The sequence below is a fragment of the Paenibacillus sp. VTT E-133280 genome (assembly GCF_002264385.1).
GTDB classification, from domain to species: domain Bacteria; phylum Bacillota; class Bacilli; order Paenibacillales; family Paenibacillaceae; genus Paenibacillus_AQ; species Paenibacillus_AQ nitricinens.
Genome location: NZ_NFUX01000013.1, coordinates 39,590 through 62,286 on the forward strand (window position 1 = coordinate 39,590; position 22,697 = coordinate 62,286).

The window sequence follows — 22,697 nt, forward strand, 5'->3', positions numbered from 1 at the left end:
AACCTCAACTGCTCGATTAAACTCGAGCGGTTTTATTTTTTTAAAATATAGGAATGACGATATAGCTGTTTCATTTTGCTGGGGAAGCCGATTCCTTATTTCGTAGGATGTGACGTTAAGACAGGTATGTTAAAATAAAGGAATGATCTTTAAGTAGGGATAGGAAGGTGAAGCTGAGACATGCAGATGGGAACGATTCTGGTAGTAGACGATGAACAGCCTATTGCTGATATATTGAAGTTTAATCTAGAAAAAGAAGGCTACGAGGTTATTTGTGCTTTTGATGGTAACAGTGCAGTAGAATTGGCATTGTCCAAAAAGCCTGATCTAATGCTGCTTGATCTTATGCTGCCTGGTAAGGACGGGATGGATGTTTGTCGTGAGGTTCGTTCTGCACATTTGGATATTCCTATCATTATGCTTACTGCCAAAGACGGAGAGATTGATAAGGTGCTTGGTCTAGAGCTTGGTGCGGATGACTATGTGACCAAACCTTTTAGTACACGTGAGCTACTCGCCAGAGTGAAAGCCCAAATGCGGAGACAGCACAAACCGTCACCGCCGGGAACGGCGAATGAACCTGCAGAGACTAGACAGGGTATTTACCATTTTGATCTATTTATTGATACAGATATGTATCTGGTATATAAGGGTGGGGAGCCGCTTGATTTGACCCATCGTGAATATGAGTTGCTCTACTATATGATTAAACATGCGGGTAAGGTAATGACCCGGGAGCATTTACTGCAGGCCGTGTGGGGATTCGAGTATTTCGGCGATGTGCGGACCGTTGACGTGACGATCCGTCGTTTAAGAGAGAAAATTGAGGAGAATCCCAGCAAGCCGGAATATATTTATACTCGGCGCGGACTTGGCTATTTGATGCATAGCCCTAAAAGCGGAGGATTGTGATGAAATGGTGGTCCTTTTTCCGGACAATTCAGGCCAAGCTTATTATTATTTATGTGCTGCTGATTCTGATAGCTATGCAGTTAATTGGAGTCTATTTTGTCAGTTCGATGAAGAACTCGTTAACGGATAACTTCACGAAGGATCTTAAAGCACGTGCGGAGATGTTGTCCATCCTGACTGCTGATAAATTTGGCAGTGAAGCTGGCACCGCGGACGAGGAAACGGCAGTAGAAAGTCTGCGCGGTATGGTTAATAATCTTTACATTAACGGGGCTGAAATTCAAGTGCTTGATGCCAGCGGCAAAATCATTACCACCTCCGTGCCCTCGCAAAATGACTATGTCGGACAGCGCAATACTCAGACCGTAGTCAATCGCGCCTTGCAGGGGATCAGCGATAATGAAGAATATATTATTGCCGATGATAATGTTCGAAAAAAGGTTGTGGCCAAGCCGGTACTTTCCGGTGACAAGGTAGTAGGTGCAATCTATATTGCTGCTGACATGAAGGATTTATATGCGACTATGGGCAGGATCAACAGTGTATTCATCTCTGGTTTGCTGTTAGCCTTGGGACTGACGGTTGTCCTATGTGTTATTCTTGCACACACCATTACGCAGCCGATTAAAGAAATGACTAGGCATGCAACAGCTGTTGCTGAGGGTCGGTTCAATCGAAAAATGCCCGTACTCGGCAACGATGAAATTGGACAACTCAGTCAGGCATTCAATTATATGACCGGCAGATTGCGTGAGGCGCTCTCTCAGAATGAGGAAGAGAAAGAGAAGCTTACCTCTATTCTGACGAATATGAGCGACGGTGTGGTAGCCACGGATGAGAATGGTGTAGTCATTCTTATGAACCTTCGAGCAGCACTTATGCTGGGAACAGAAGGTCCGTTGCCGGAAGGTGCCCCCCTGGATAAATTGCTAGGTCTTGATTATGAGCAGAGCGGTTCCTTGGCTAAAGGCAATGCCCAGTCTGCAATGCTGCATCTGACACATATGGGTGGAGAAGATTCTAATATCGTGAGAGTTACGTTTACTCCGATTCATCGCCGTGAAGGCGGCATTGCCGGTACGATTGCTGTACTGCAGGATGTAACTGAGCAAGAGAACCTGGAGGAATCACGCCGAGAGTTCGTTGCGAACGTTTCGCATGAGCTAAGAACGCCACTTACAACGATTAAGAGCTATGTGGAGGCACTTGATGATGGAGCGCTTGAGGATCCGCAGTTAGCGGTTCGTTTTGTTGGGGTTATTCGTAACGAAACCGAGCGTATGATTCGTCTGGTTACAGATCTACTGCATCTTTCGCGTCTGGATTCCAAGGAGGCACTTCTCAGAATTCAGCAGACGGATATTACAGAGATGCTGGAGGATGTAGCAGACCGCTTTTCTTTTCAGATTCGGCAGAAGCGGATCGACATTAGTACAAGGGTCCGTAGGGATGTCAGCACAGCATGGCTCGATCGTGATCAAATTGATCAGGTCTTGGGGAATTTGGTCTCCAATGCATTAAAATATACGCCAGAAGGCGGTACGATTGAATTGGAAGCCATGAAAAGTGAGGATGGAATGCTCTCCATTTCTGTACGTGATTCCGGGATTGGTATTCCGAAGAAAGACATCGAGCGGATCTTTGAACGGTTTTATCGGGTGGATAAGGCGCGCTCACGGAATATGGGAGGCACCGGACTTGGCCTTTCGATTGCCCGGGAAATTGTGAAAGCCCATGGAGGCTCTATTTCCCTGCAATCCGAGCTTAATGAAGGCTCTAAGGTAACCTTTACGCTACCTCTGAATGCGCAAAGGGGGAGTGAGACATGAAGGAGAGATTGAAGTCATGGATTCTAGCCTTGCTCGTGCTGGGAAGCCTTGTTGAGAGTTACTATTTGATTTACCGCTTGCCTGGTGCAGACTCTGCGGTACTCTCCGAGAATCTATATGTGAAGACAGACAATATGGGACCGGAGGAAAAGGTCGAGAACCTGCTGTACCCTGATAAAATGATCATCCATATGGGCGAAAACAAGCATACGCTTTTTTATCCAGACTCAACGTTCTATAGCTTGATTATGAATCGGCTAAAAGGGCGTGGATTTGAAAGCTTCCAGCGGCACTCGGTACAGGATTATGACTGGGATAAGATTCGCAATGAGAATCCGGGGATTGAGCTTTCGTTCGGATCCGGCATTCCGGTAACGTTACTTCAGCGGGTTATGCAGCTGTCACCTGATTCCCTATTTGAAGGAGAAAGCATCGATCGCATTTGGATCTATAACATTAAGAATGATTCCAAAGCGCATGCTATTTTCTTCAGCACGAGAGGCGACATTATATATGAAGCAGCAAAAGCGGATTTAACTGTGCAAGACGTGCAGCAGCATGTGGATTTCGGCAAGAATTGGACGCCTTACAAGTCCGTAGATGGTGATTATTATGTGCCAGACAGCAAGATTTCTCTGGTTCAGGTTGAGATGCCTTCAGGCATGTATACCATAGAACAGATGCAGAACAATCTTTTCTTCGATGTTGGAAGCACTAGATATATTCGCGAGAAAAATGGCTCGGAGATTTATACGGATAGCAAACGGAGTCTTCAGGTCGATAAGGAACGGAATTGGATGAGCTATAGCGATCCTGCCGCGCTTCCAGCCGGAGACAGTACACCTGCCAAGGATGCGCTTGAAGCTGTGGAATTTGTGAACCAACATGGTGGATGGAATGGAACCTATCGTCTTGAAGCCACAGAGGAGGGGAGACAGGAGAGAAAGGTCTCTTTTCAACAATATTATGGCTCCTATCCATATGGTTCCTATCCGATCATGAGTAATTCGCAGCTGCAGTATGGTGTTATTAATCTGGAATTGCAGCAAGGCACCGTATCCTCTTACGAACGCTCGTTAATCTATATTGATGAGAGTAAAGCAGTGAAGAAAATCGTAGAGCTATCTGGAGGCGTGGAGCTAGAAAGTCAATTGTCTGCGGTTAGCAAAACTTCGGCAGTGAAGGATTTAACGCCTGCGTATGTACCTGTAGTGAAAGAAGAAAAGCTGCAACTACTTCCAGTCTGGAAGGTTACACTTATTGACGGCAGCGTTCTTACATTAAATTAATGTACAAGTTGTTCATATAACATTTAGGAGGTAAGGGTATGGATTGGGGAAGAGCCAAAAATGTACTAATTTGCGCCTTTTTAGGTCTAAATCTGCTGCTATGTTATCAGCTGTGGATTGATTTGCGCGATCAGGTTAGTGCCAATCTCGATTTCACTTCCCTGTCCGAAGAAACCCAGGCGGTCATGGAGCAGAAAGGGATTCGTGTGTTGTGTCCCATTCCGGCTTCTACCCCGCAGCTTCCTAATATCACTTATCGATATTCTGCTGAAGAGCAGAATGAACCACCCATTAAATTAGATGTTCCTATAGATAGCAAGCTGATCTATTCTTCCTTCACCGAGCTTAGCAAGGCGCTTGAGAGTCAAATACCGGATATCGCAAATTATCGTTTTGATTCTCAAGAAAGTGAAGTTGGGAAGTTCGTGCTTCACCCGCTAGTTCAGAATCAGTGGTCGCTATTCCGAGTTAGGTTAGAGTTGATTAATAGTGATCAGAAGATTGTAGCTTTCCGCTCACCTAAGATTGAGATAGGGGCAAGCAGTAGCGATAAGGAACAGAAGGTACTGCCGGCATCGCAAGCGCTTAGCAGTTTGATTGAAAAATATTTTCCGGCAGACTCCGTAGTGAAGGAGATTGAGCTTGGTTATTATGGTGAGTTGTTCAACTCCGAAAGTCAGGTAGCGTCACCGATGTGGCGGTTCATGCTGGAGAACGGCAATGCCTATTATGTGGATGCTATAAGTGCGGACATCATCAGTCCGAAGACAACAGATTAGAAGGAGTAAGGAAAATGGGGATTTCATTTACAGTACTGTCCAGTGGTTCTACCGGAAATGTAACGGTGGTACGGAACGGGGAGACAACACTTATGATTGACGCGGGACTAAGTGCCAAGCGGATCGATGAGCTGTTGGCCATGCGCGAGCTAACGGGTAATGAGATAGACGGGATTCTAGTCACACACGAGCATTCCGATCATATTAAAGGACTCGGGGCAATGGCCCGTAAATACGATCTTCCGATTTATGCGAACACCAATACCTGGGGAGCCATTGAAAAAGGCATTGGAAAAATACCCGACTATAACCGAATCATTATGGAATCGGGACAGCATAGGGATTTTGGCAGTATGCGTGTAGAATCGTTTGCAATTTCTCATGATGCGGCGGAGCCAGTGGGCTACAATTTTTATGATGGAAAAGAAAAGCTGTGTGTAGCTACAGATCTGGGGTATGTTAGCGACAAGGTAAGAGATGCGATTTCAGAGGCGGACGTATTGGTGCTGGAGGCGAATCATGATATTGAAATGCTGAGGATGGGACGTTATCCGTGGAATACGAAACGACGTATACTTGGCGACATGGGTCACCTTTCTAATGAAGCAGCCGGAGCGGCACTAAGTGAAATTCTCACAGGACGGACTAAACGTACCTATTTAGCGCATTTAAGCCGGGATCATAATATGATGGATTTGGCCAAAATGTCGGTGCGTTGCGCAATGGAGGATCGGGGCTGTTTCTTTAAAGATAGTGAGTTTAAGCTTTGCGATACCTATTATGACCAACCTACGCCATGGGATAAGTTGAGCCAGTTGTCATAAGCTGATCAAGCTCGGCAGTCTTTCGTTGTAATTCTTGGCGGGAGATCAGGCCTTTATCGATCATCAATTCGATCATTGCACTGAAGGCAAGGGTCATATGGTAATGTTCATCCTTTAAATCACCAAGCTTACCGATAAACTCGACCAGATCCATACTTGTGGAAAAAGAATTCATAATTATACCTCCTTATATAGGATAAGCAGAACTGGAGTTGTAAAAAATTCGCAGGCTTTTTACCTCAGGAAAATCACGAATTGACGGTTGCCTGTGATACAATTATAGACGTGATAAGCAAACTCTAAATTTAAGGAACCTTTCTATTAGTGTAGTCTTTTAAGTTACAAAATATTCCTAGTAGAGAAGATATATTGAAAGATTCTAAAATTCTTTCGATTAACTGAAACTATTGTGTGGTTAATGGATAAAGTGAAACTTTTTAGTGATTGTTGGAGTCTAAAGGATGCAGAGGTATATGCTTGGAACGTGATTGCTAGAGGTTCAGGTTTTAAATACTGTGAACGGTTGGCAATAGAAGGGGGAGATTTTCGGTGGGATTGTTTGATGACGATTTCTATTCAACTAAAGTATCACGGTCCAGAGGGGATGAAGCATCAAAGGGATCATTTGCTAACCGCAAGCATTCTGTGCGAAGATCGCGCAAGGGCTTAGCTACTTGGCAAATATCCGCCGTCTGCTCCTTAATCAGTGCTGTGGTGGCAGTGTTTTTATTCAGTATGCTTACTGGACAAATGAGTCACGAAACTGCCCCGAAGTCGGTAGTAACAACTGGGGAGGTTGCCCCAAGCAGTGATCCGTTTGACCGTATCATTCAAGCCGCTGCTAGAGTTCGTCCTGCAGTAGTAAGTATTATCAATCATAAAGAAGACAATAAAGAATTGAACATTCTGGATGAGTCAGCATTAGGCTCTGGAGTGATTTATAAAAAGGTAGATAATAAGGCATTTATCATTACTAATAACCATGTCATCGAAGACTCTAGCAATCTTGAAGTCGTAACAGTAGATGGCGAGACACGTAAAGCTACACTCGTTGGAACGGATAAAGTGAGTGACATTGCGGTGCTTTCAATTGACGCCAAGGGTATCAATACAATCGCAGAGCTCGGAGATTCCTCGAAGCTTCGTCTAGGTGAAACGGTCATTGCCATCGGAAATCCGTTAGGACTTGGTGACACATTGACTTCAGGTATTGTTAGCTACACTGAACGGAAGGTTCCCGTATCCTTGAATCAGGACGGCGTATATGATTGGGAGCAAGAGGTCATTCAGACCGATGCGGCAATCAATGAAGGCAATAGCGGCGGGGCGCTTGTGGATTTGGATGGTAAGGTGATCGGTATTAACACGATGAAAATCTCCGATACAGGTGTAGAAGGGCTGGGTTTTGCTATTCCAGCTAACCATGTGATAGACACCGCTAATGAACTGGCTGAGAAAGGGCGGATTGCTCGTTCCTACTTAGGCGTATATTCGGTAGATTTAAACAATCCTTACGTTCCTCTCGCAGAGGACCAACGCAAGGAACTGAACCTACCGAACAATGTTAAGGATGGGGTTGTCGTTCTGGATGCTGTTGGACCTGCACAGGAAGCGGGAATACAGTTCAATGATGTGATTACGAAATTTAATGATCAACCTATTACATCTACGCTTTCCCTTCGCAAGTATTTATATAATCAGACGAAGATTGGTGAGGATCTGAAGATTACCTATTACCGAAATGGGAAAGTCAATCAAGCCACAGTTAAACTTCTTGAAAAACCAGAGGAATAATATGCTGGAAGTCGGCATATAATGATATAGCAGTAATGACAAGTAGAGCGGACTACCCCTTCAGTTGAGAAGGTAGAGCTTCCTGAAATAGCGATACTCTGTATCGCTATCGGGGATCTGTTTCTTCTAAATTTTTGATAAATATGGCAGTTATAAGCTGATTTAATGAATTTTGGGCTGACTGGCAACCCTTACATTGGAAGGTAATACTTATTAGGGTAGAAACGGATATATACGGATGCCAGCTTGCCTTTGCTAATCAGGTGTGGTAATATGATATCAATCATACATTTAGTCCCTAATTTTCGCATTGAAAAGGGCTGTTATATTCGGTAATACAACCTTTTTCAATGTGTGAATTTTTTCTTTGTTTGAAGATAAAAAGAACATATTAATTTAAATTTGTGGAGGTAACACACATGCAAACAGGTACAGTTAAATGGTTCAACGCAGAAAAAGGATTCGGTTTTATCGAAGTTGAAGGCGGAAGCGACGTATTCGTTCACTTCAGCGCAATCACTGGCGACGGCTTCAAAACTTTGGACGAAGGCCAACGCGTTGAATTCAACGTTGTTCAAGGCAACCGTGGACCACAAGCCGAAAACGTTGTAAAACTGTAATAATAGAAGAAACCGTCCCAGCTTGTGAAAGTTGGGACGGTCTTTTTATATCTAGTTAGTCACTATTGACTTACAGGATGGGAGGAACGGCAATGAACTACCGGAAGAAACCTTTGGAAGAAATACCGGAAGAAAATACCGCGATTTGGGCGTGTACCAATGATGGATGCAACGGATGGATGAGGGATAATTTCGCATTTGAACATGCGCCTTCTTGCCGTCTATGTGACTCTCCAATGGTTCGCAGCACGAAGATGCTACCACAATTGCTTAATTCGAATGGCGATCTCAAATCGCTGAAGAAGGGTATTTCCATTACCTAACCAATGCCTTTATGAGTCAAGCTTGTTATAGAGCAGTGAACAACTTCAAGACGGTCAAACCGTCTTATTTTTTTTGCTTTTTTAAGGCAAATTGTGATTTTTGTCACAAATCATTTGAATTTTACCGTTAAAAGCACTCCTTTGTGTGACATATATCACAAAACGACGTCTAAATTTTTGACACAATATAATTAACGAAAAGGGGAGAAGGAAGGGAAAAATATGGATACAGTAATGCTGTCGCGTATACAATTTGCGTCGACGACAATATTCCACTATTTCTTTGTACCGGTATCAATCGGACTAGCGCTCTTGATTGCGATTATGGAGACCATGTACGTTAGAAAAGGCAATGAAGAGTACAAAAGAATGGCGCAGTTCTGGGGAAAGCTGTTTCTCATCAACTTTGCAGTAGGGGTAGTTACAGGGATTTTGCAGGAATTTCAGTTCGGGATGAACTGGTCTGATTATTCACGTTTTGTGGGTGATGTCTTCGGGGCTCCGCTTGCAGTTGAAGCATTGGCAGCCTTTTTTCTGGAGTCTACTTTTATTGGAATCTGGATATTCGGCTGGGACAAAGTGTCCAAGAGAGTGCACCTATTGTCCATCTGGCTGGTAGCATTCGGAACGATGTTATCTGCTTTCTGGATCCTAGCAGCGAACTCTTTTATGCAGCATCCTGTGGGTTTTGCGATTAATAATGGACGTGCAGAAATGAATGATTTCTTCGCGCTGATTACGAACGGACAATTGCTGGTTGAATTCCCGCACACGGTTCTTGCTGCGTATGCAACAGGCGCCTTCCTCGTAACGGGGATTAGTGCGTACAAGATATTGAAGAAACAAGATGTATCTTTTTTTAAGAAATCTTTTCAAATTGCAGCGATCGTAGGGATCATTTCTTCGATTGGTGTAGCAGTGGCAGGTCATGCGCAAGCACAGTATTTGGTTGAAACTCAACCTATGAAGATGGCGGCTTCCGAAGGACTGTGGGGTAAGAGTGGTGACCCGGCACCTTGGACCGTATGGGCAAATATTGATCCTGAGAAGCAAGAAAGTACGGGTGAATTTCAAATTCCGTACATGCTGAGCTTCCTTTCATACAGTAAATTTTCCGGTGAAGTTAAAGGTATGCTTGAGCTGCAGGCTGAGTATGAGCAAACCTATGGCCCCGGTGACTATATTCCACCTGTACGTACGACATTCTGGAGTTTCCGGATCATGGTTCTAGCAGGAACGTTAATGATTGTACTGGGTATGTACGCAATGTATTTAATGTGGCGCAAAAAGATGGACCGTCCTAACACTTGGTTTATGCGGTTTATGTTATGGGGACTATTGCTTCCTCCAATCGCAAATACAGCGGGGTGGGTCATGACCGAATTCGGGCGTCAGCCATGGACGGTATTCGGACTGATGACAACGGAAGACAGTGTGTCACCTAATATTACGAGTGGTCAGGTTCTATTCTCTGTTATTTCTTTTACAGCGATTTACGCCATTCTCGGATTAGTTCTGATTGGTTTGTTTATGAAAGTGATTAAAAAAGGTCCTTATGCGATGGATAACGATCACGGGGATTCGCATGATCCATATAACGAGGAGGGCGCCCAATGATTTCTCTTAATGAATTGTGGTTTGTGCTCATTGCAGTTCTGTTTATAGGGTTCTTCTTCCTGGAGGGTTTCGATTTCGGCGTAGGGATGGAAACACAAATTCTGGCTAAAAATGATACAGAGCGCCGGATTTTGATTAACTCGATCGGACCCTTCTGGGATGGAAATGAGGTATGGCTAATTACTGCTGCGGGTGCAATGTTTGCGGCTTTCCCTGAGTGGTATGCAACATTGTTTAGTGGATTCTATATTCCCTTTGTCTTTGCTTTATTAGCTTTGATTGCACGTGGTGTTGCTTTTGAATTCAGAGGCAAACGGGATTCTGTAGCTTGGAAAAAAACTTGGGATGTGTGCATCTTTTTCGGCAGCTTCCTCCCACCGTTCCTCCTTGCTGTGGTGTTCGCCAGCTTCATCAAAGGGTTGCCGATTGATGGGGATATGCAAATGTACGCAGGTTTTACTGATATCGTAAATGTGTATACCGTAGTGGCTGGTGTGACTGTTGTTCTTCTTTGCTTGGTACATGGACTAATGTTTACTACCCTGCGTACAGTAGGTGATCTACAGGCTCGTGCTCGAAAAATGGCGCAAAGATTGCTTTTGCCACTTGGAGCTTTATTGCTTGCTTTCGTGGTAATGACTTATTATATGACTGATATTTTCGAACAACGTGGTTTAGTTCTTATGATTATAGTAGCGCTAGGAATTATCGCATTCATATTATCGGGTTATTTCATGACAAAGAAGAAGGATGGCTATGCTTTTGGCATGACAGGAGCGGTAATAGCATTGTCCGTGACTTCTATCTTTGTAGGATTGTTCCCACGTGTTATGATTAGTTCAATAGATCAAGCCTTTAATTTGACAATCACCAATGCGGCTTCCGGTCATTACTCTTTAAAGGTAATGACGATTGTGGCACTGACCATCCTTCCATTCGTATTGGGATATCAGATTTGGAGTTACTTTGTCTTTCATAAACGCGTTCACGAGAAGGAGCATCTTGAATACTGATGGATAAAAATTTGCTTGGGTATAAAGGAGTTAAGCCGGTCTTCCTGATCGTTGGTCTCCTTACCCTGGTGCAAAGCTTGTCCATACTTCTGCTGGCCAAATGGCTGGCAGAAGTTATCTCTGCGCTATTTGCGGGAGAACCTCTGAAGGAACAATGGGCTACTTCGCTATTGTTCCTTCTTGCATTTCTAGTGCGCCATGCTTGCGCCATGCTGATGAGCCGTATCTCTTACCGCTTTGCGGAAGCAACGGGCAGCAATATGCGGAGGGAAATGATGGATAAGCTCTTCCAGCTCGGACCCAGAATGGTGGGCGGGCGTGGAACCGGGGATCTTGTTACACTTGTGCTGGAAGGCGTAACAAAGTTCCGCACATATCTGGAAGCGATTATCCCTAGAATGGTAGGGATGTCAATTACACCGATTTTGGTGCTTATTTATATCTACAAGATGGATACTGCGAGTGGGATTATTCTTACGATTACCATGCCAATTATTATTGTTTTTATGATTTTGATCGGGATGACCGCTCGCAAGCAGATGGACCGTCAGCTGAAATCTTATCGCACATTGTCTAATCATTTTGTGGATTCCCTCCGTGGGCTAGAGACGCTGAAATTTCTGGGCCGCAGTCGTAGTCATAGCAAGAGTATTGCTACGGTCAGCGATCGATATCGCTCGGCGACGATGCGAACCCTGCGAGTAGCCTTTTTGTCCTCGTTTGCTCTGGACTTCTTTACAATGTTATCGGTTGCTTCCGTAGCGGTAAGTCTTGGGTTGCGGCTGGTGAACGATCAGATGACCCTTGTTACGGGCTTAACCATTCTGATCTTGGCGCCGGAATATTTCCTGCCTGTCAGACTGGTAGGTTCAGATTTCCATGCTACTTTGGATGGGAAGGAAGCCGCTGAAGCAATGAAGAGTATTATAGATCAGGATGAAGTGAAAGCTGAAGTAGTAGGTTCTAATGGTGACCAAGCATTGAAATCAGCATCGAAAACATCAGAAGAGATATTCACTTGGCATAAAAATAGCATACTTACATTAAATGATGTCAGTGTAAAATACGAGGAAGCTGGTCTTTCTTCGCTGGAAGCGGTGAACCTGCAATTTAAAGGAGCAAGTAAAATTGGGATTATCGGAGAGAGTGGGGCCGGTAAATCTACACTAGTCGATATCTTGGGTGGTTTCTTACACCCTACTTCAGGAAGTATCACAGTAAACGGTACAAAGGTTAGCGCATTAACGGATGAGGCTTGGCGAAAGCAGACCTCGTATATCCCGCAGCGCCCTTATATTTTTAGTGGTACATTGGCTGATAATATTCGCTTCTATTACCCTGAAGCTTCTATGGAAGCTGTGGCTGCAGCTGTGAAAGCTACCGGATTATCAGAGCTGGCAGCAACCCTTCCGAATGGCTTGGATGAGATGATCGGCGGGGGAGGTCGTTCGTTCAGTGGTGGGCAGGAGCAGCGGGTTGCGTTGGCTCGAGCTTTACTCAGCAGTCGTCCGATTATGTTATTAGATGAGCCGACGGCACATCTGGATATTGAGACGGAATATGAGCTGAAGGAGACGATGGTGCCTCTTTTTGAAGGAAAGCTGGTCTTTCTGGCTACACATCGCCTGCACTGGATGCTTGATATGGACATGATTGTAGTAATGAAACAAGGAAAAGTGGCAGAAATCGGTACCCATCAGGAGTTGCTTGCCCGCAAGGGTGCGTATTATGAGTTGATCGGGTCGCAATTGGAGGGAATCCATTGAAACGTGAAGGATGGTTTGCTCCGTATGTATCGTCGTATTTTTGGCGTTTTGTGCTTATTATCGTGCTTGGGGCGTTGACGATTTTTACAGCCTCATCATTAATGTATACTTCAGGATTTCTGATCTCAAAAGCGTCTACACCCGTCGAAAATATTCTAATGATCTATGTACCAATTGTAGGTGTGCGTACGTTCGGAACGAGTCGGGCTGTCATTCATTATGTAGAACGTTTAGTTGGGCATGACACGATTTTGCGAATTCTATCTAAGATGCGTGTGCGTCTGTACAATATTTTGGAGCCACAGGCTTTGTTCCTGTCGTCACGCTTCCGCACTGGGGATATTCTCGGGATGCTTGCCGATGACATTGAATATTTGCAAAATGTATATCTGCGCACCGTGTTTCCAAGCATCATTGCTTTGCTGATTTATGGAGCAGCTGTAATTGCACTGGGTACTTTTGATATCGCCTTTGCGCTATTGATGGCTCTGTATATATTGGTGTTAGTTGTGGTGTTGCCGTTCTTATCTCTATTGTTCACACAGAAGCGCCAACGTGAAGTGAAAGTAGAGCGTAATCGTCTCTATCAAAAGCTGACTGACGCCGTACTTGGTATGGGTGACTGGGTCATTAGTGGACGGCAAAGCCAGTTCGTAGATACTTATGAAGCAGATGAGAGAAAAGTAGCCAAAACCGATGCAGCGCTGCGCAGCTGGGCACGTATTCGTACGTTCATTGGGCAAGCGGTAATTGGGATTGGCGTGCTTTCTATGCTGTATTGGGCCGCTGGAGAATTCGCGGATGGTGCAATTGCAGGTACATTGATTGCGGCGTTCGTATTGGTTGTTTTTCCTGTTGCAGATGCCTTTCTGCCAGTGTCCGAAGCGGTGGAGAAGATCCCACAGTACCGTAACTCCTTGGAGCGGTTGTCTGGTGTAGATGGACATGGGCAGAACATCGTGTCTGAAAAAGCATCTGTATCTGTAGTCGATGCTCTACCTCAGGTCATGAAGAGTGCTCACATCAGGCTCGAAAAGGTAGGTTACCATTATGGATCAGCAGATAATTGGTCGGTTCGCGATCTCAGCTTAGACATTCCACAAGGCAAAAAGATTGCGATTATTGGCCGCAGTGGTGCAGGTAAATCCACGTTATTGAAGGCGATTCAAGGTGTTATTGAACCTTCGGCAGGCTCGGTTATGATTAATGGTCTCGCTGCTGCGGCTTATGGTGAACATATTCCTTCTATTATTGCGGTGTTAAATCAGAGCCCCCACTTATTCGATACTACGGTAGCGAACAATATTCGTATGGGTGATCCGAAGGCTTCCGAACAAGCGATCAAGGAAGCTGGAGCATTAGCGAAAATGGATACGTTGATCTCCTCGTTGCCAGATGGATATGATACCTTTGTCCGTGAAGCGGGGCAACGTTTCTCGGGTGGGGAGCGCCAGCGGATAGCGTTAGCTCGTATTTTGCTGCAAAATACACCTGTCGTCATTCTCGACGAACCGACTGTAGGGCTGGACCCGCGGACGGAGCGTGATCTTTTGAAGACGATGTTTGAAGTTATGGAAGGTAAGTCACTGATCTGGGTAACACATCATTTGGTCGGTGCGGAGCAGATGGATGAAGTGATTTTTATGGAAAACGGCTCGGTAGAAATGCGTGGAACCCATGCGGAACTGATGAAAAAAGAACCACGTTACCGCAGATTGTATGAGCTGGATCGTCCGGTGGAGTTTATAGGGTAGGATGGAGAGTTTGGAGATAATATGATATAGAAAATAGAGAGGTATGCGTGTAGAGATTCCTTTTGCCCATTGGGGTGAGAGGAATCTTTTTTTGTAGGAGGGCAAGAATATAGACAATGGATGAACAGATCGCTGGAATCGGCAGATAGGAGTTCCTTTTTCGTGGGAAGTATGGTAGAACAATAGAAGGAGTATTAGGCCGTAGCGGCACAGAAAGGGATGCTTGGTTGAATGTATGTAGTATGTAAAGAACATGTAGAATTAGCCATCGACAAATTTGTGGACGAGTATGAGGATGCACCAGATATTGTGGACTTGAAGGAGACCGAGTTCTCGGACTGGGACCCGCCGGCCAAATGTGTGGAATGTGAGAAGAATGCGGAATATTTGGTGGTCTAAAGACCGTTAAGACTTATAAAAAACACCTTGCAGTCCCGAAATGGGCTGTAAGGTGTTTTTGCGTAGAATACTGTATGGAATTAAAGGATTAATCTTAGGCATCTGCTGCGTCTGCCATGTTGGCTGGTGAACCCCCGCGGTTGCTCTTGCGGTAGAGAATGGCTGAGATGATGGCAAGCAGTGCGGCAATCGAGAGTCCCCAGTAAATGTTGGAGTAGGCCGTCCAGAGCGGCAACCCGCGCTGCCATTCGAGTGCGCTTGCGGCCATAGCTACGCTGAAGGCACCGCTAAAGAATTGCAGCAATTGGAACAGTCCCATTCCGGAGCCGATCTGCGAAGATGGCAGAATCCGAGAGATTTCATTGGAGACACTACTGGACAACGTCGTGAAGGCAAGACTCATAATCATATAGATGAGCATGACGGCAACCCAGGATCGCCCGGCAAAAAAAGCGAACAGTACAGTAGCGGTCAGCACTAGCAGTGGAGCAAAGCGTAAAATCCCTGCATTACCATAACGGTCGATGATTCTTCCGACGGAACGGGATACGAAAATGGCGAGCAGCGAGCCCGGAAAGATCACAAGTCCAGCATGGCTTGCGCTGAAGCCAAAGCGATGAGTCAGAATCTGTGGCAGCAGGAACAGGGTGGCGAAGCTGCACAGATAGGAGGCGATTCCGACCAGCGCCAGGACGAGATAGGAGCGGTTGCGGAAAAGCGCAGGCAGCACAAAAGGGTCTGGCGTGCTGCGGATGCGGCCAACAAATAAAGCAATGGCTACAATTCCGGCGACCAAGGCCACCCACAGCCCACTGGTTAGGAACAGCAGCAGCCCAGTGGTGCCGACGCCCAAGAGCAGCCCACCAAGGACATCGAAGGAGCCACGTGTGGGTACCTCTTTGGGCAGCAGGATAAGGAACAGCGGCACGAGAAGCAAAATAGCTGCTGTAACAGCGAACAACCAGATCCAGCCGAGATATTCGACGATGGCTCCGCCCGCTACCGGCCCAAGCCCTAGACCGAGTGAAACGGCTGACATAATCGTCGCCATCGCTTTTCCCCGACGGGCTTGTGGAATATAGCGGGTAAACAGGACAAGCGATAAGGACATGACTGCTCCCGCGCCCGACGCTTGTAGAATGCGTACGATTAGCAGAAAGACAAAGTTGGTGCTGAAAAATCCAGCAACAGCCGCAAAACCTAGCGTCAACAGCCCGATTACTAACAGGCGGCGGATCGGCAGAAAGTCAGAGAGACGACTGTACGTGATGGAGGAAATTGAGAACATAATGGAATACCCGGTAACAATCCAAGAAGCGGATGCAGCCGTAATTCCGAAGGTTTCAGTTACATCAGGCAGTGCCAGATTGAACATGGCCGTATTCATGATGACGAGAACTACAGCGATGCTGAACAGCAGAGTCAGCAAGCCTTCCCGTGGAAGAGTCGCTTCCGGAGCGGAGGCTTCATGATCCGCGTTTGCGGAAAGGTTATTTACAGAAGTCATGTGTGAAGCACTCCTTTTATTATTGTTTAATAGTTCGATTACTTACGAACAATTGAAATATAGCATGCGTTGATATAAAATGCAATTAGGAACAACAATATTTTTTTCGTATGAATTGTAGGACAAAGGGGATAATCATCCATGAAAATACTATTTCATCCGGACCGCAAGGACATTCAGCTTGCTTCCATATTGTATGCGCTCAGCGATCCGATTCGCCTTCATATCGTCTCGGATATTCACTTAAATGGAGAGCAGGCTTGCAACGGCTTCAACGTTCCAATTGCAAAGTCCACCATGTCTCACCATGCCCGTACTTTGCGTGAGTCAGGGGTAGTTTTTACGCGGGTGCAAGGAACACAGCGCATACTGTCGCTGCGGACGGAGGATCTTAACGCAAGGTTCCCAGGTTTGCTGGATTCTATATTAAGTGCTTATGAAGCTGGAGAAAAACCGGATTTTGCGATGGAGGAGCGGGAGGAAGGGAAGTAACGGATTGACCTATGAGGACAGGGAATACATGAAACACAAGATATATAAGGATTGGGCGAGAGAAGGTACTTACTAAAACTATAAGGGACGCCTAGAGCGCGTCCTTTTGCTATTTCTATAGAGGACTATAATAGGAGGTATTTATGCTTATTCAACTTATTGGCGTAGGAAAATTGAAGGAAAAGTACTTGATTAGTGGCATCGCAGAGTATGCTAAACGACTGACACCGTACCTGAAATTTCAGGTGATTGAGGTGGCAGATGAAAAAGCGCCCGACTCTCTAAGCGAAGCAGAGGTCGGTATTGTTAAGGCGCGCGAGGGGGAACGCATCCTCGCGCACATTAAGAGCGAGGCGCATGTCATTGCGCTCGCGATCGACGGCAAGCTGTGGAGCTCGGAAGAGCTTGCCGCAGAAATTGACCGGCTCGGCACCTATGGGACGAGCCATGTCGTGTTCGTCATCGGAGGGAGCCATGGGCTCTCCGACGAGGTCATGCGCCGCGCGCAGCAGCGCATGAGCTTCGGGCGCATGACGCTGCCTCATCAGCTCATGCGCCTGGTGCTGGTGGAACAGATTTATCGCGCGGTGAAGATAAATCGGGGGGAACCGTATCATAAATGACGGCTAAATTTTTCGTGTGAGAAGGGCGTAGAGGCACGGAAACATACTGGAAGGTAAGGGGAACATCTGAGTTAGATGAGGCCTGATATGGTTGTTATAAAGCTATTGCAGGCTCTTTTCAATAATTAGTTGGTGCATGTAGTCTCTTGTTTCTTAATGAATTGAATCTAAAACCGAACAAATTTTGCGAAATTAGACTCAAGGTGATAAAATGAAGTTTTAGAATAGGGGGTTGCAAGATATGAGTAAAACCGCTCAAATTAATAATAATCTCATATTCCCTACAACATTTAATGAAGAAAACCGAGTAACTTTATTTCCTGGTGATTGCGAACAATTTTTAAGTACATTGCCAGAAAATAGTTTGCAATTAGTGGTTACTTCTCCTCCTTATAATGTAGGGAAAGAATACGAAACTAACCTGCCCTTTAAAGAATACGTTGAATGGCAAGATAGGATTATTGGTTTATGTGTAGATAAATTAAAAGACCAAGGAAGTATCTGTTGGCAGGTAGGAAATTATGTTGATAAAAATGAGATATTTCCTTTAGACATATACCTTTATGAGTCATTTAAATCCCGTGGTTTGAAATTAAGAAATAGAATTGTCTGGCACTTTGGGCATGGTCTCCATGCTAATAACCGGTTTTCTGGTAGGTATGAGACAATACTTTGGTTTACTAAAACAGATGATTATGTTTTCAATCTAGACCCTGTAAGAGTTCCACAGAAGTATCCTGGCAAAAAAGCATATAAAGGAGTAAAGATGGGACAATTCTCCTCGAACCCGCTGGGTAAGAATCCATCAGATGTGTGGGAAATACCAAACGTCAAAAGTAACCATATTGAAAAAACTGAGCATCCATGTCAGTTTCCAATATCACTAATCAATCGATTAGTATTGTCGATGACAAATGAAAATGATCTTGTTTTTGACCCCTTTTCAGGTGTTGGGACAACACAAGCAGCTGCTGTGCTTAATAATAGGCGAACTGCTGGTTGTGAAATATATCCTTCTTATTTCAGTATAGCGTCAAAAAGAATATCGCAAGCCTTAAATAATGAACTTGATTTTCGCGAGGATAAGCCAGTGTACGAACCACCTTCTGGAGCACCACTAACAATAAATCCATTTAAATAAAAAAAGAACGGTATTGAGACCGCTGCAAAAGTAGGTTTAAGGGCTTTTTGCAGCGGTCTCGTATTGGCCGTTCTTTTTTTATTTATACTAAACTCTATAATCTATAATTTCGTCTCTAGCAAAGGTGACCTGAACAGACTCCCATAATCCCTTCCCCTCATTAACTGGAATATGTCTCGACATATCATCTTGTGTAAAAATGAACAATTCTTTATAAGGATTCAATGACCATATGTGAAAAATATATGATTTAGAATTAATGGCAACATTCCACTCTCCTTTTGTAATAATGAAGGATATTTCATTTTTAGTATTTGTAGCTTTTACTTCAATTCGCAAGGGTGTTAAGTTATGATCGTCCATTTGTGATAGCAGATCATAGCCACTAAAGTTTGATTCTATAGACTGCCAAATCGGCGCGACACCGGTTCTGTCCTTCTCATATTGTATAGATAATAATTCTCCCTTTCTACCCAACTCGAGCCTCACATCATCATGAAAGCCCCTAGTGGCTATGGCTAGTTTATCCCACCATTCAATTACATCCTGATCGTAACCTTCAAGCAAATAGGCTTCACTAAAGCATTGTTTGACTTCACTGGAAAAATACTTAACTGCTTCAGCACGACCGAATGTAATCAATGGAGCCCATGAGGGCTTGTAAGTTTCAATTAAATATGCAAGTTGAACCCTGAGCCGTTGGAATGGCTGATGAGGGAATAACACAGCTTCACCGCGTTTTGTCAATTTTAAATGGTTGTTTTCTTTTAATGTCACCCACTTGCATTCTAAAGAAGTTTCTAAAACTGTTTTGGCGTCTGCAACGACATAAAACTTTTTAAACATGTCTGGAAAGTCCAAACTGTTAATCTCATTATCTTTAACAAGTTTTAAAAAATTCTGTGAAGAGTATAATATCCCAACGGAAAAAGTCATCATTCTTCACCTTCCTCTAAGAAATGGTTAAGAATGTCCTTAACATCTTCATCATCCAAATGGTTATCTTCAGCTATCTCATCATCAGTTTCGTCTGTATACTCAAATCCGACACGCAATGAAGAATCATTTAATACGTCTGCCATTAAGTTGATTTTATCCTCAAGTCTCCTGTTTACGGATTCATCAATACTATTGGGGCATATTACTACTTCAATGTACTTTGGTATATGGCGATTTGGACCGTACCGATGGATTCTATCCATTGATTGGAGAAAGTGAGCAGCATTGTAATTACGATCTAGGTAAATGGCATTATGGCAAACTTCATGTAAGCTAATACCTTCACTTGCGGCAGCTGGGTTTGCTACTAACACAAAGGCATTGGGATCCTCATGAAATCTTTTCACTTTAGCTTCTCGAGTTTCAGAGTCCTCCTCCTCACCAGAGTCTACTCCGCCGTGAATATAGTCTGCCCCAATGTCACGTAGCCTTAAAGTAATAAGTTCAACATTTGCAACAAAACTGGACCAAATGATGGTTTTTTTTCCCTGGCTGGCTAATTCCCTTGCACGATTGCAAACATAACTTATTTTCGGGCTATCTCCTTCCAATAAAACATCTCTTAATATCGGATGATAGTTAAAGTCAGTGTTGGCAAGTAGGGCAGGATTGGAAGTTAGTTGAATAAGTCGTAATACGCTCTTGCCGATGGATCTAAGCGTATTTCGGTCATGCGCTTTTAACAAAGCTTCAGATTCACGAGCTACTTCTGACTTAAGTAGGTTATATAGTCTTCGCTGTCTTTCAGTCATACTTATTATTTTTGCTGTAATAAATCGTTCACCTAGATCAAGTTCTTCCTTGGTAGTTCGTACATAAATATTTTGAATGTGATCAACTACTCTTTCTTCATCAACATTTAATTCAGGATAAAGGAAGTTAAACTGGGGGACTAAATCGATAATACCGTTTGGCATAGGAGTACCAGATAAAATCAACTTACTTTCCGGTAAATGTGATAGGTTAAGTATTGTAGCACCAATTTTCCCCTTAGTTCCTTTTTTCATTCTATGACTTTCATCAATAAACATAAAAAATTGACTTCGGCTCATGTAGTCAGCAATTAAGTCAGAAACGGTAGGTAATTGTTGATAAGTAATCATAATAATTTCAGGTTCTGATTTAAGGGTATTCTTTATCGTTTGGTATCCTCCGCGAAGTCTAACAATTTGTGGAGGGTTTTGAAGACAAAGTTCAATTTGCTGCTCCCATGCAGCAAAAGCATTTTTCGGGGCTATAATTATTAACTTAGTATTGAGTGTCTTCTTAAAATAAAAGTAAGCGAGCGCCTCTGTAGTTTTTCCTGCACCAGGGACCGAAAAGCTTGCAGCAGAATTAAATTTACATAGCTTAGAGAGGTTTCGTAACTGTAAGTCTGTAAGGGAACGTCTAAACCCCGCTTTTTTTAATACTTCAATAATTTGATCCTTAGATATTGATTCATTATTACAACCATCAATATAGGACTTATGTTTTAGTAGTGACTTTTTTAATAATTCTTGCGTTAGGGTGTCTATATTCACCTTTAAATGATGTTTTTGGAATATATATTTTAATTGCTCTTTTATGGAAAGGAACTCCCACCATGGGAGTTCCAGACTTGTAGCAGAGGTATTAGAACATTCACTTGCTTGTTCTTCACATAGTCGCCGTATTTCAAGCCATGCAAATGAATGTTCAGCAATAGAAAGAATTATTCTGTGTGAATCTTTTTCATACATAATTCTTAACATGATGGCCCCTTCTTTCTCAACTCATCAACCAAGCGTTGGACAGAGTCCAACTGTTCGTTAATTCCTTTTGTGTCAGTATTTCCATCGTAGTGATTTAATGCATCAGTTAAGAAAGATTGGGCCTTCCCAATTTGTTTGATAACAAATTTCGAATTTTTTTTGTCAGTTTCGACGGCACGTTGTCTTTCAATAACATCTTTAACAACGGCTAATACATCACCCTTATTTTCCAGGTCGTTAACAGCCAACGCTAGTTTTCTCAGCATCTTCTTATCGTCGGATTCCTCAATCAAACCAGATAAAAGGTCAAGCTGATCATCATCTTCCTCTTCTAATACATATTTATCAAGAGGGAGTTCTTTAACTAATTCATTCTCAACGTCTTGAATAAATCGACCCAGATCATTAACAGCAGAATATACACGGCCTAATCCCAAAGCATCAGGGTCATCCAGCATCATAAAAGTAACATTTTTAAAAATGTCTTTTTCGGAAATATCTAATCCCTTATTATTAACGTTGAATTTTCTGATTTCTCTAAAACCAAACTCCTTTTTTTCCAACTTCTCATACTTTTTAGGTTCGCTACGACTTTCAAGGTATTCGTCAGCGTAGCCAAGCATATCGAGCCTTTCTCTAATATCTGACTCTTTCATAGAGTAAAGTCTGGATAGATCATAATCAGAGTAATTGTAATCCTTCTGTCTTTTTCTGAACATACATGCTTCCGTGTACCAGCTATAGTTTGCTTTTATGTCTTGCTTAATCTGGAGATTAGCTTCTAATTCATCCTTATCTCTTTCAGTACAATGAGGCAGGATTAATACATCGACCGAGCTAAACCTCTCATAAAGCTCTTTATTGGAATAATAAACCTCCCTCATCGCACACAAGCGTCGATTGCCGTTAATAACAAATCCATCATTGTCAATTATGAGTGGTTCCTCTTGCTTTTCCTTTTTGAAAAAATCAATCAAGTTTACTTCCTTATCATCAAGCATACTTTTCAGAATATCATGCTGAATTTCGTGCTTCTCCTCGGATTCGAGATCAAGTTCAAAAAAGTTAACTGGTAAGTCAGGAGAATTTGCTAAGTACCCTTCCTGAGCGGCTTGTGTTCTACCATTTGCTAAGCGATATTTGATCATGTCAATGGGGACTTCATACACGTTTCTTAGTTCTACTTTCCCCATGAATTTCAATGGTTTTCGATACTTGAAATTTTTGTCATGAAAACCATTAATCATATCTTTTCTTTTTGGATAAGGATAGCCAAGGATCAT

21 protein-coding genes are annotated in these 22,697 nt (G+C 43.6%); 16 read left to right on the forward strand and 5 right to left on the reverse strand.

All coding sequences use genetic code 11. The features are described from left to right. Positions 1–180 precede the first annotated feature (180 nt). Genes yycF through CA600_RS08240 form a run of 5 tightly spaced genes read left to right on the forward strand, consistent with a single transcriptional unit; the run spans position 181 to position 5,633 of the window. Positions 181–912 (forward strand): response regulator YycF, encoded by a 732-nt coding sequence (gene yycF, locus CA600_RS08220; protein WP_094869741.1) that lies wholly within the window; start codon positions 181–183, stop codon positions 910–912. Next, positions 912–2,741 carry a cell wall metabolism sensor histidine kinase WalK gene (walK, locus tag CA600_RS08225; RefSeq protein WP_094869742.1) on the forward strand — a complete coding sequence of 610 codons (1,830 nt, stop codon included), beginning with the start codon at positions 912–914 and terminating at the stop codon, positions 2,739–2,741. Before yycF ends, walK begins: the two co-directional genes overlap by 1 nt. Next, complete coding sequence (locus tag CA600_RS08230; protein ID WP_094869743.1) at positions 2,738–4,030, forward strand: YycH family regulatory protein; 1,293 nt, start codon at positions 2,738–2,740, stop codon at positions 4,028–4,030. The genes walK and CA600_RS08230 overlap by 4 nt, the downstream gene beginning before the upstream one ends. A 38-nt stretch (positions 4,031–4,068) precedes the next feature. After that, the gene (yycI, locus tag CA600_RS08235) at positions 4,069–4,809 is read left to right on the forward strand and encodes a two-component system regulatory protein YycI (RefSeq protein ID WP_094869744.1); all 741 of its coding nucleotides are present in this window, start codon (positions 4,069–4,071) and stop codon (positions 4,807–4,809) included. 14 nt (positions 4,810–4,823) lie between these two features. After that, positions 4,824–5,633: an MBL fold metallo-hydrolase gene (locus tag CA600_RS08240; RefSeq protein ID WP_094869745.1), complete on the forward strand. Its 810-nt coding sequence runs from the start codon at positions 4,824–4,826 to the stop codon at positions 5,631–5,633. On the opposite strand, the gene CA600_RS08245 is transcribed toward CA600_RS08240, so the two are convergent. After that, positions 5,599–5,808, reverse strand: a complete 210-nt coding sequence (locus CA600_RS08245; RefSeq protein ID WP_094869746.1) for a hypothetical protein — start codon at positions 5,806–5,808, stop codon at positions 5,599–5,601. The genes CA600_RS08240 and CA600_RS08245 overlap by 35 nt on opposite strands. A gap of 374 nt (positions 5,809–6,182) precedes the next feature. On the opposite strand from CA600_RS08245, the gene CA600_RS08250 reads away from it, so the two are divergent. The 8 genes from CA600_RS08250 to CA600_RS08285 all read left to right on the forward strand — a co-directional run bounded on the left by CA600_RS08250 (position 6,183) and on the right by CA600_RS08285 (position 14,919). Then, the gene (locus tag CA600_RS08250) at positions 6,183–7,427 is read left to right on the forward strand and encodes a S1C family serine protease (protein ID WP_094869747.1); all 1,245 of its coding nucleotides are present in this window, start codon (positions 6,183–6,185) and stop codon (positions 7,425–7,427) included. 419 nt (positions 7,428–7,846) lie between these two features. After that, complete coding sequence (locus tag CA600_RS08255) at positions 7,847–8,047, forward strand: cold-shock protein (protein ID WP_019914582.1); 201 nt, start codon at positions 7,847–7,849, stop codon at positions 8,045–8,047. A gap of 92 nt (positions 8,048–8,139) precedes the next feature. Beyond that, on the forward strand, positions 8,140–8,370 hold the full coding sequence (locus CA600_RS08260; RefSeq protein WP_042131698.1) for a cold-shock protein: 231 nt from the start codon (positions 8,140–8,142) through the stop codon (positions 8,368–8,370). Positions 8,371–8,592: 222 nt separating this feature from the next. Next, entirely contained in the window at positions 8,593–9,987 is a 1,395-nt protein-coding gene (locus CA600_RS08265; RefSeq protein ID WP_076285054.1) for a cytochrome ubiquinol oxidase subunit I, read from the forward strand. Continuing rightward, the gene (gene cydB, locus CA600_RS08270) at positions 9,984–11,000 is read left to right on the forward strand and encodes a cytochrome d ubiquinol oxidase subunit II (RefSeq protein ID WP_094869748.1); all 1,017 of its coding nucleotides are present in this window, start codon (positions 9,984–9,986) and stop codon (positions 10,998–11,000) included. Before CA600_RS08265 ends, cydB begins: the two co-directional genes overlap by 4 nt. Further along, complete coding sequence (gene cydD / locus CA600_RS08275; RefSeq protein ID WP_094869749.1) at positions 11,000–12,766, forward strand: thiol reductant ABC exporter subunit CydD; 1,767 nt, start codon at positions 11,000–11,002, stop codon at positions 12,764–12,766. Before cydB ends, cydD begins: the two co-directional genes overlap by 1 nt. Beyond that, complete coding sequence (cydC, locus tag CA600_RS08280) at positions 12,763–14,520, forward strand: thiol reductant ABC exporter subunit CydC (RefSeq protein ID WP_094869750.1); 1,758 nt, start codon at positions 12,763–12,765, stop codon at positions 14,518–14,520. Before cydD ends, cydC begins: the two co-directional genes overlap by 4 nt. 231 nt (positions 14,521–14,751) lie before the next feature. Beyond that, positions 14,752–14,919, forward strand: a complete 168-nt coding sequence (locus CA600_RS08285; RefSeq protein WP_076301545.1) for a CxxH/CxxC protein — start codon at positions 14,752–14,754, stop codon at positions 14,917–14,919. Between the two features lie 94 nt (positions 14,920–15,013). Here CA600_RS08285 and CA600_RS08290 read toward each other — a convergent pair whose 3' ends face one another. Continuing rightward, on the reverse strand, positions 15,014–16,426 hold the full coding sequence (locus CA600_RS08290; protein ID WP_094869751.1) for an MFS transporter: 1,413 nt from the start codon (positions 16,424–16,426) through the stop codon (positions 15,014–15,016). 141 nt (positions 16,427–16,567) lie between these two features. Here CA600_RS08290 and CA600_RS08295 point away from each other — a divergent pair, with 141 nt between their 5' ends. The 3 genes from CA600_RS08295 to CA600_RS08305 all read left to right on the forward strand — a co-directional run bounded on the left by CA600_RS08295 (position 16,568) and on the right by CA600_RS08305 (position 18,682). Beyond that, the gene (locus CA600_RS08295; protein ID WP_094869752.1) at positions 16,568–16,918 is read left to right on the forward strand and encodes an ArsR/SmtB family transcription factor; all 351 of its coding nucleotides are present in this window, start codon (positions 16,568–16,570) and stop codon (positions 16,916–16,918) included. A 143-nt stretch (positions 16,919–17,061) separates the two neighbouring features. After that, positions 17,062–17,541: a 23S rRNA (pseudouridine(1915)-N(3))-methyltransferase RlmH gene (rlmH, locus tag CA600_RS08300; RefSeq protein ID WP_094869753.1), complete on the forward strand. Its 480-nt coding sequence runs from the start codon at positions 17,062–17,064 to the stop codon at positions 17,539–17,541. 241 nt (positions 17,542–17,782) lie between these two features. After that, positions 17,783–18,682, forward strand: coding sequence for a DNA-methyltransferase (locus CA600_RS08305; RefSeq protein ID WP_094869754.1), 900 nt, complete (start codon positions 17,783–17,785; stop codon positions 18,680–18,682). Between the two features lie 87 nt (positions 18,683–18,769). Here the strand turns inward: CA600_RS08305 and CA600_RS08310 are convergent, their stop codons facing one another. From CA600_RS08310 to CA600_RS08320, 3 genes are read right to left on the reverse strand one after another with little or no spacing between them, the layout of a single operon-like run. After that, positions 18,770–19,621 carry a protein NO VEIN domain-containing protein gene (locus CA600_RS08310; RefSeq protein ID WP_094869755.1) on the reverse strand — a complete coding sequence of 284 codons (852 nt, stop codon included), beginning with the start codon at positions 19,619–19,621 and terminating at the stop codon, positions 18,770–18,772. Continuing rightward, complete coding sequence (locus CA600_RS08315; RefSeq protein WP_094869756.1) at positions 19,618–21,414, reverse strand: DEAD/DEAH box helicase; 1,797 nt, start codon at positions 21,412–21,414, stop codon at positions 19,618–19,620. The genes CA600_RS08310 and CA600_RS08315 overlap by 4 nt, the downstream gene beginning before the upstream one ends. After that, the gene (locus CA600_RS08320) at positions 21,408–22,697 is read right to left on the reverse strand and encodes a hypothetical protein (protein WP_094869757.1); all 1,290 of its coding nucleotides are present in this window, start codon (positions 22,695–22,697) and stop codon (positions 21,408–21,410) included. Before CA600_RS08320 ends, CA600_RS08315 begins: the two co-directional genes overlap by 7 nt.

Bases quoted from the DNA above. Each gene is read 5' to 3' on its own strand.
- CA600_RS08230 (WP_094869743.1), top strand. From the start codon at position 2,738: ATGAAGGAGAGATTGAAGTCATGGATTCTAGCCTTGCTCGTGCTGGGA.
- CA600_RS08255 (WP_019914582.1), top strand. From the start codon at position 7,847: ATGCAAACAGGTACAGTTAAATGGTTCAACGCAGAAAAAGGATTCGGT.
- CA600_RS08290 (WP_094869751.1), bottom strand. From the start codon at position 16,426: ATGACTTCTGTAAATAACCTTTCCGCAAACGCGGATCATGAAGCCTCC.
- CA600_RS08285 (WP_076301545.1), top strand. From the start codon at position 14,752: ATGTATGTAGTATGTAAAGAACATGTAGAATTAGCCATCGACAAATTT.
- CA600_RS08310 (WP_094869755.1), bottom strand. From the start codon at position 19,621: ATGATGACTTTTTCCGTTGGGATATTATACTCTTCACAGAATTTTTTA.
- cydB (WP_094869748.1), top strand. From the start codon at position 9,984: ATGATTTCTCTTAATGAATTGTGGTTTGTGCTCATTGCAGTTCTGTTT.
- yycI (WP_094869744.1), top strand. From the start codon at position 4,069: ATGGATTGGGGAAGAGCCAAAAATGTACTAATTTGCGCCTTTTTAGGT.
- rlmH (WP_094869753.1), top strand. From the start codon at position 17,062: ATGCTTATTCAACTTATTGGCGTAGGAAAATTGAAGGAAAAGTACTTG.
- CA600_RS08260 (WP_042131698.1), top strand. From the start codon at position 8,140: ATGAACTACCGGAAGAAACCTTTGGAAGAAATACCGGAAGAAAATACC.
- CA600_RS08320 (WP_094869757.1), bottom strand. From the start codon at position 22,697: ATGATCCTTGGCTATCCTTATCCAAAAAGAAAAGATATGATTAATGGT.
- CA600_RS08295 (WP_094869752.1), top strand. From the start codon at position 16,568: ATGAAAATACTATTTCATCCGGACCGCAAGGACATTCAGCTTGCTTCC.
- yycF (WP_094869741.1), top strand. From the start codon at position 181: ATGCAGATGGGAACGATTCTGGTAGTAGACGATGAACAGCCTATTGCT.
- CA600_RS08265 (WP_076285054.1), top strand. From the start codon at position 8,593: ATGGATACAGTAATGCTGTCGCGTATACAATTTGCGTCGACGACAATA.
- walK (WP_094869742.1), top strand. From the start codon at position 912: ATGAAATGGTGGTCCTTTTTCCGGACAATTCAGGCCAAGCTTATTATT.
- CA600_RS08305 (WP_094869754.1), top strand. From the start codon at position 17,783: ATGAGTAAAACCGCTCAAATTAATAATAATCTCATATTCCCTACAACA.
- CA600_RS08245 (WP_094869746.1), bottom strand. From the start codon at position 5,808: ATGAATTCTTTTTCCACAAGTATGGATCTGGTCGAGTTTATCGGTAAG.
- cydD (WP_094869749.1), top strand. From the start codon at position 11,000: ATGGATAAAAATTTGCTTGGGTATAAAGGAGTTAAGCCGGTCTTCCTG.
- CA600_RS08315 (WP_094869756.1), bottom strand. From the start codon at position 21,414: ATGTTAAGAATTATGTATGAAAAAGATTCACACAGAATAATTCTTTCT.
- CA600_RS08240 (WP_094869745.1), top strand. From the start codon at position 4,824: ATGGGGATTTCATTTACAGTACTGTCCAGTGGTTCTACCGGAAATGTA.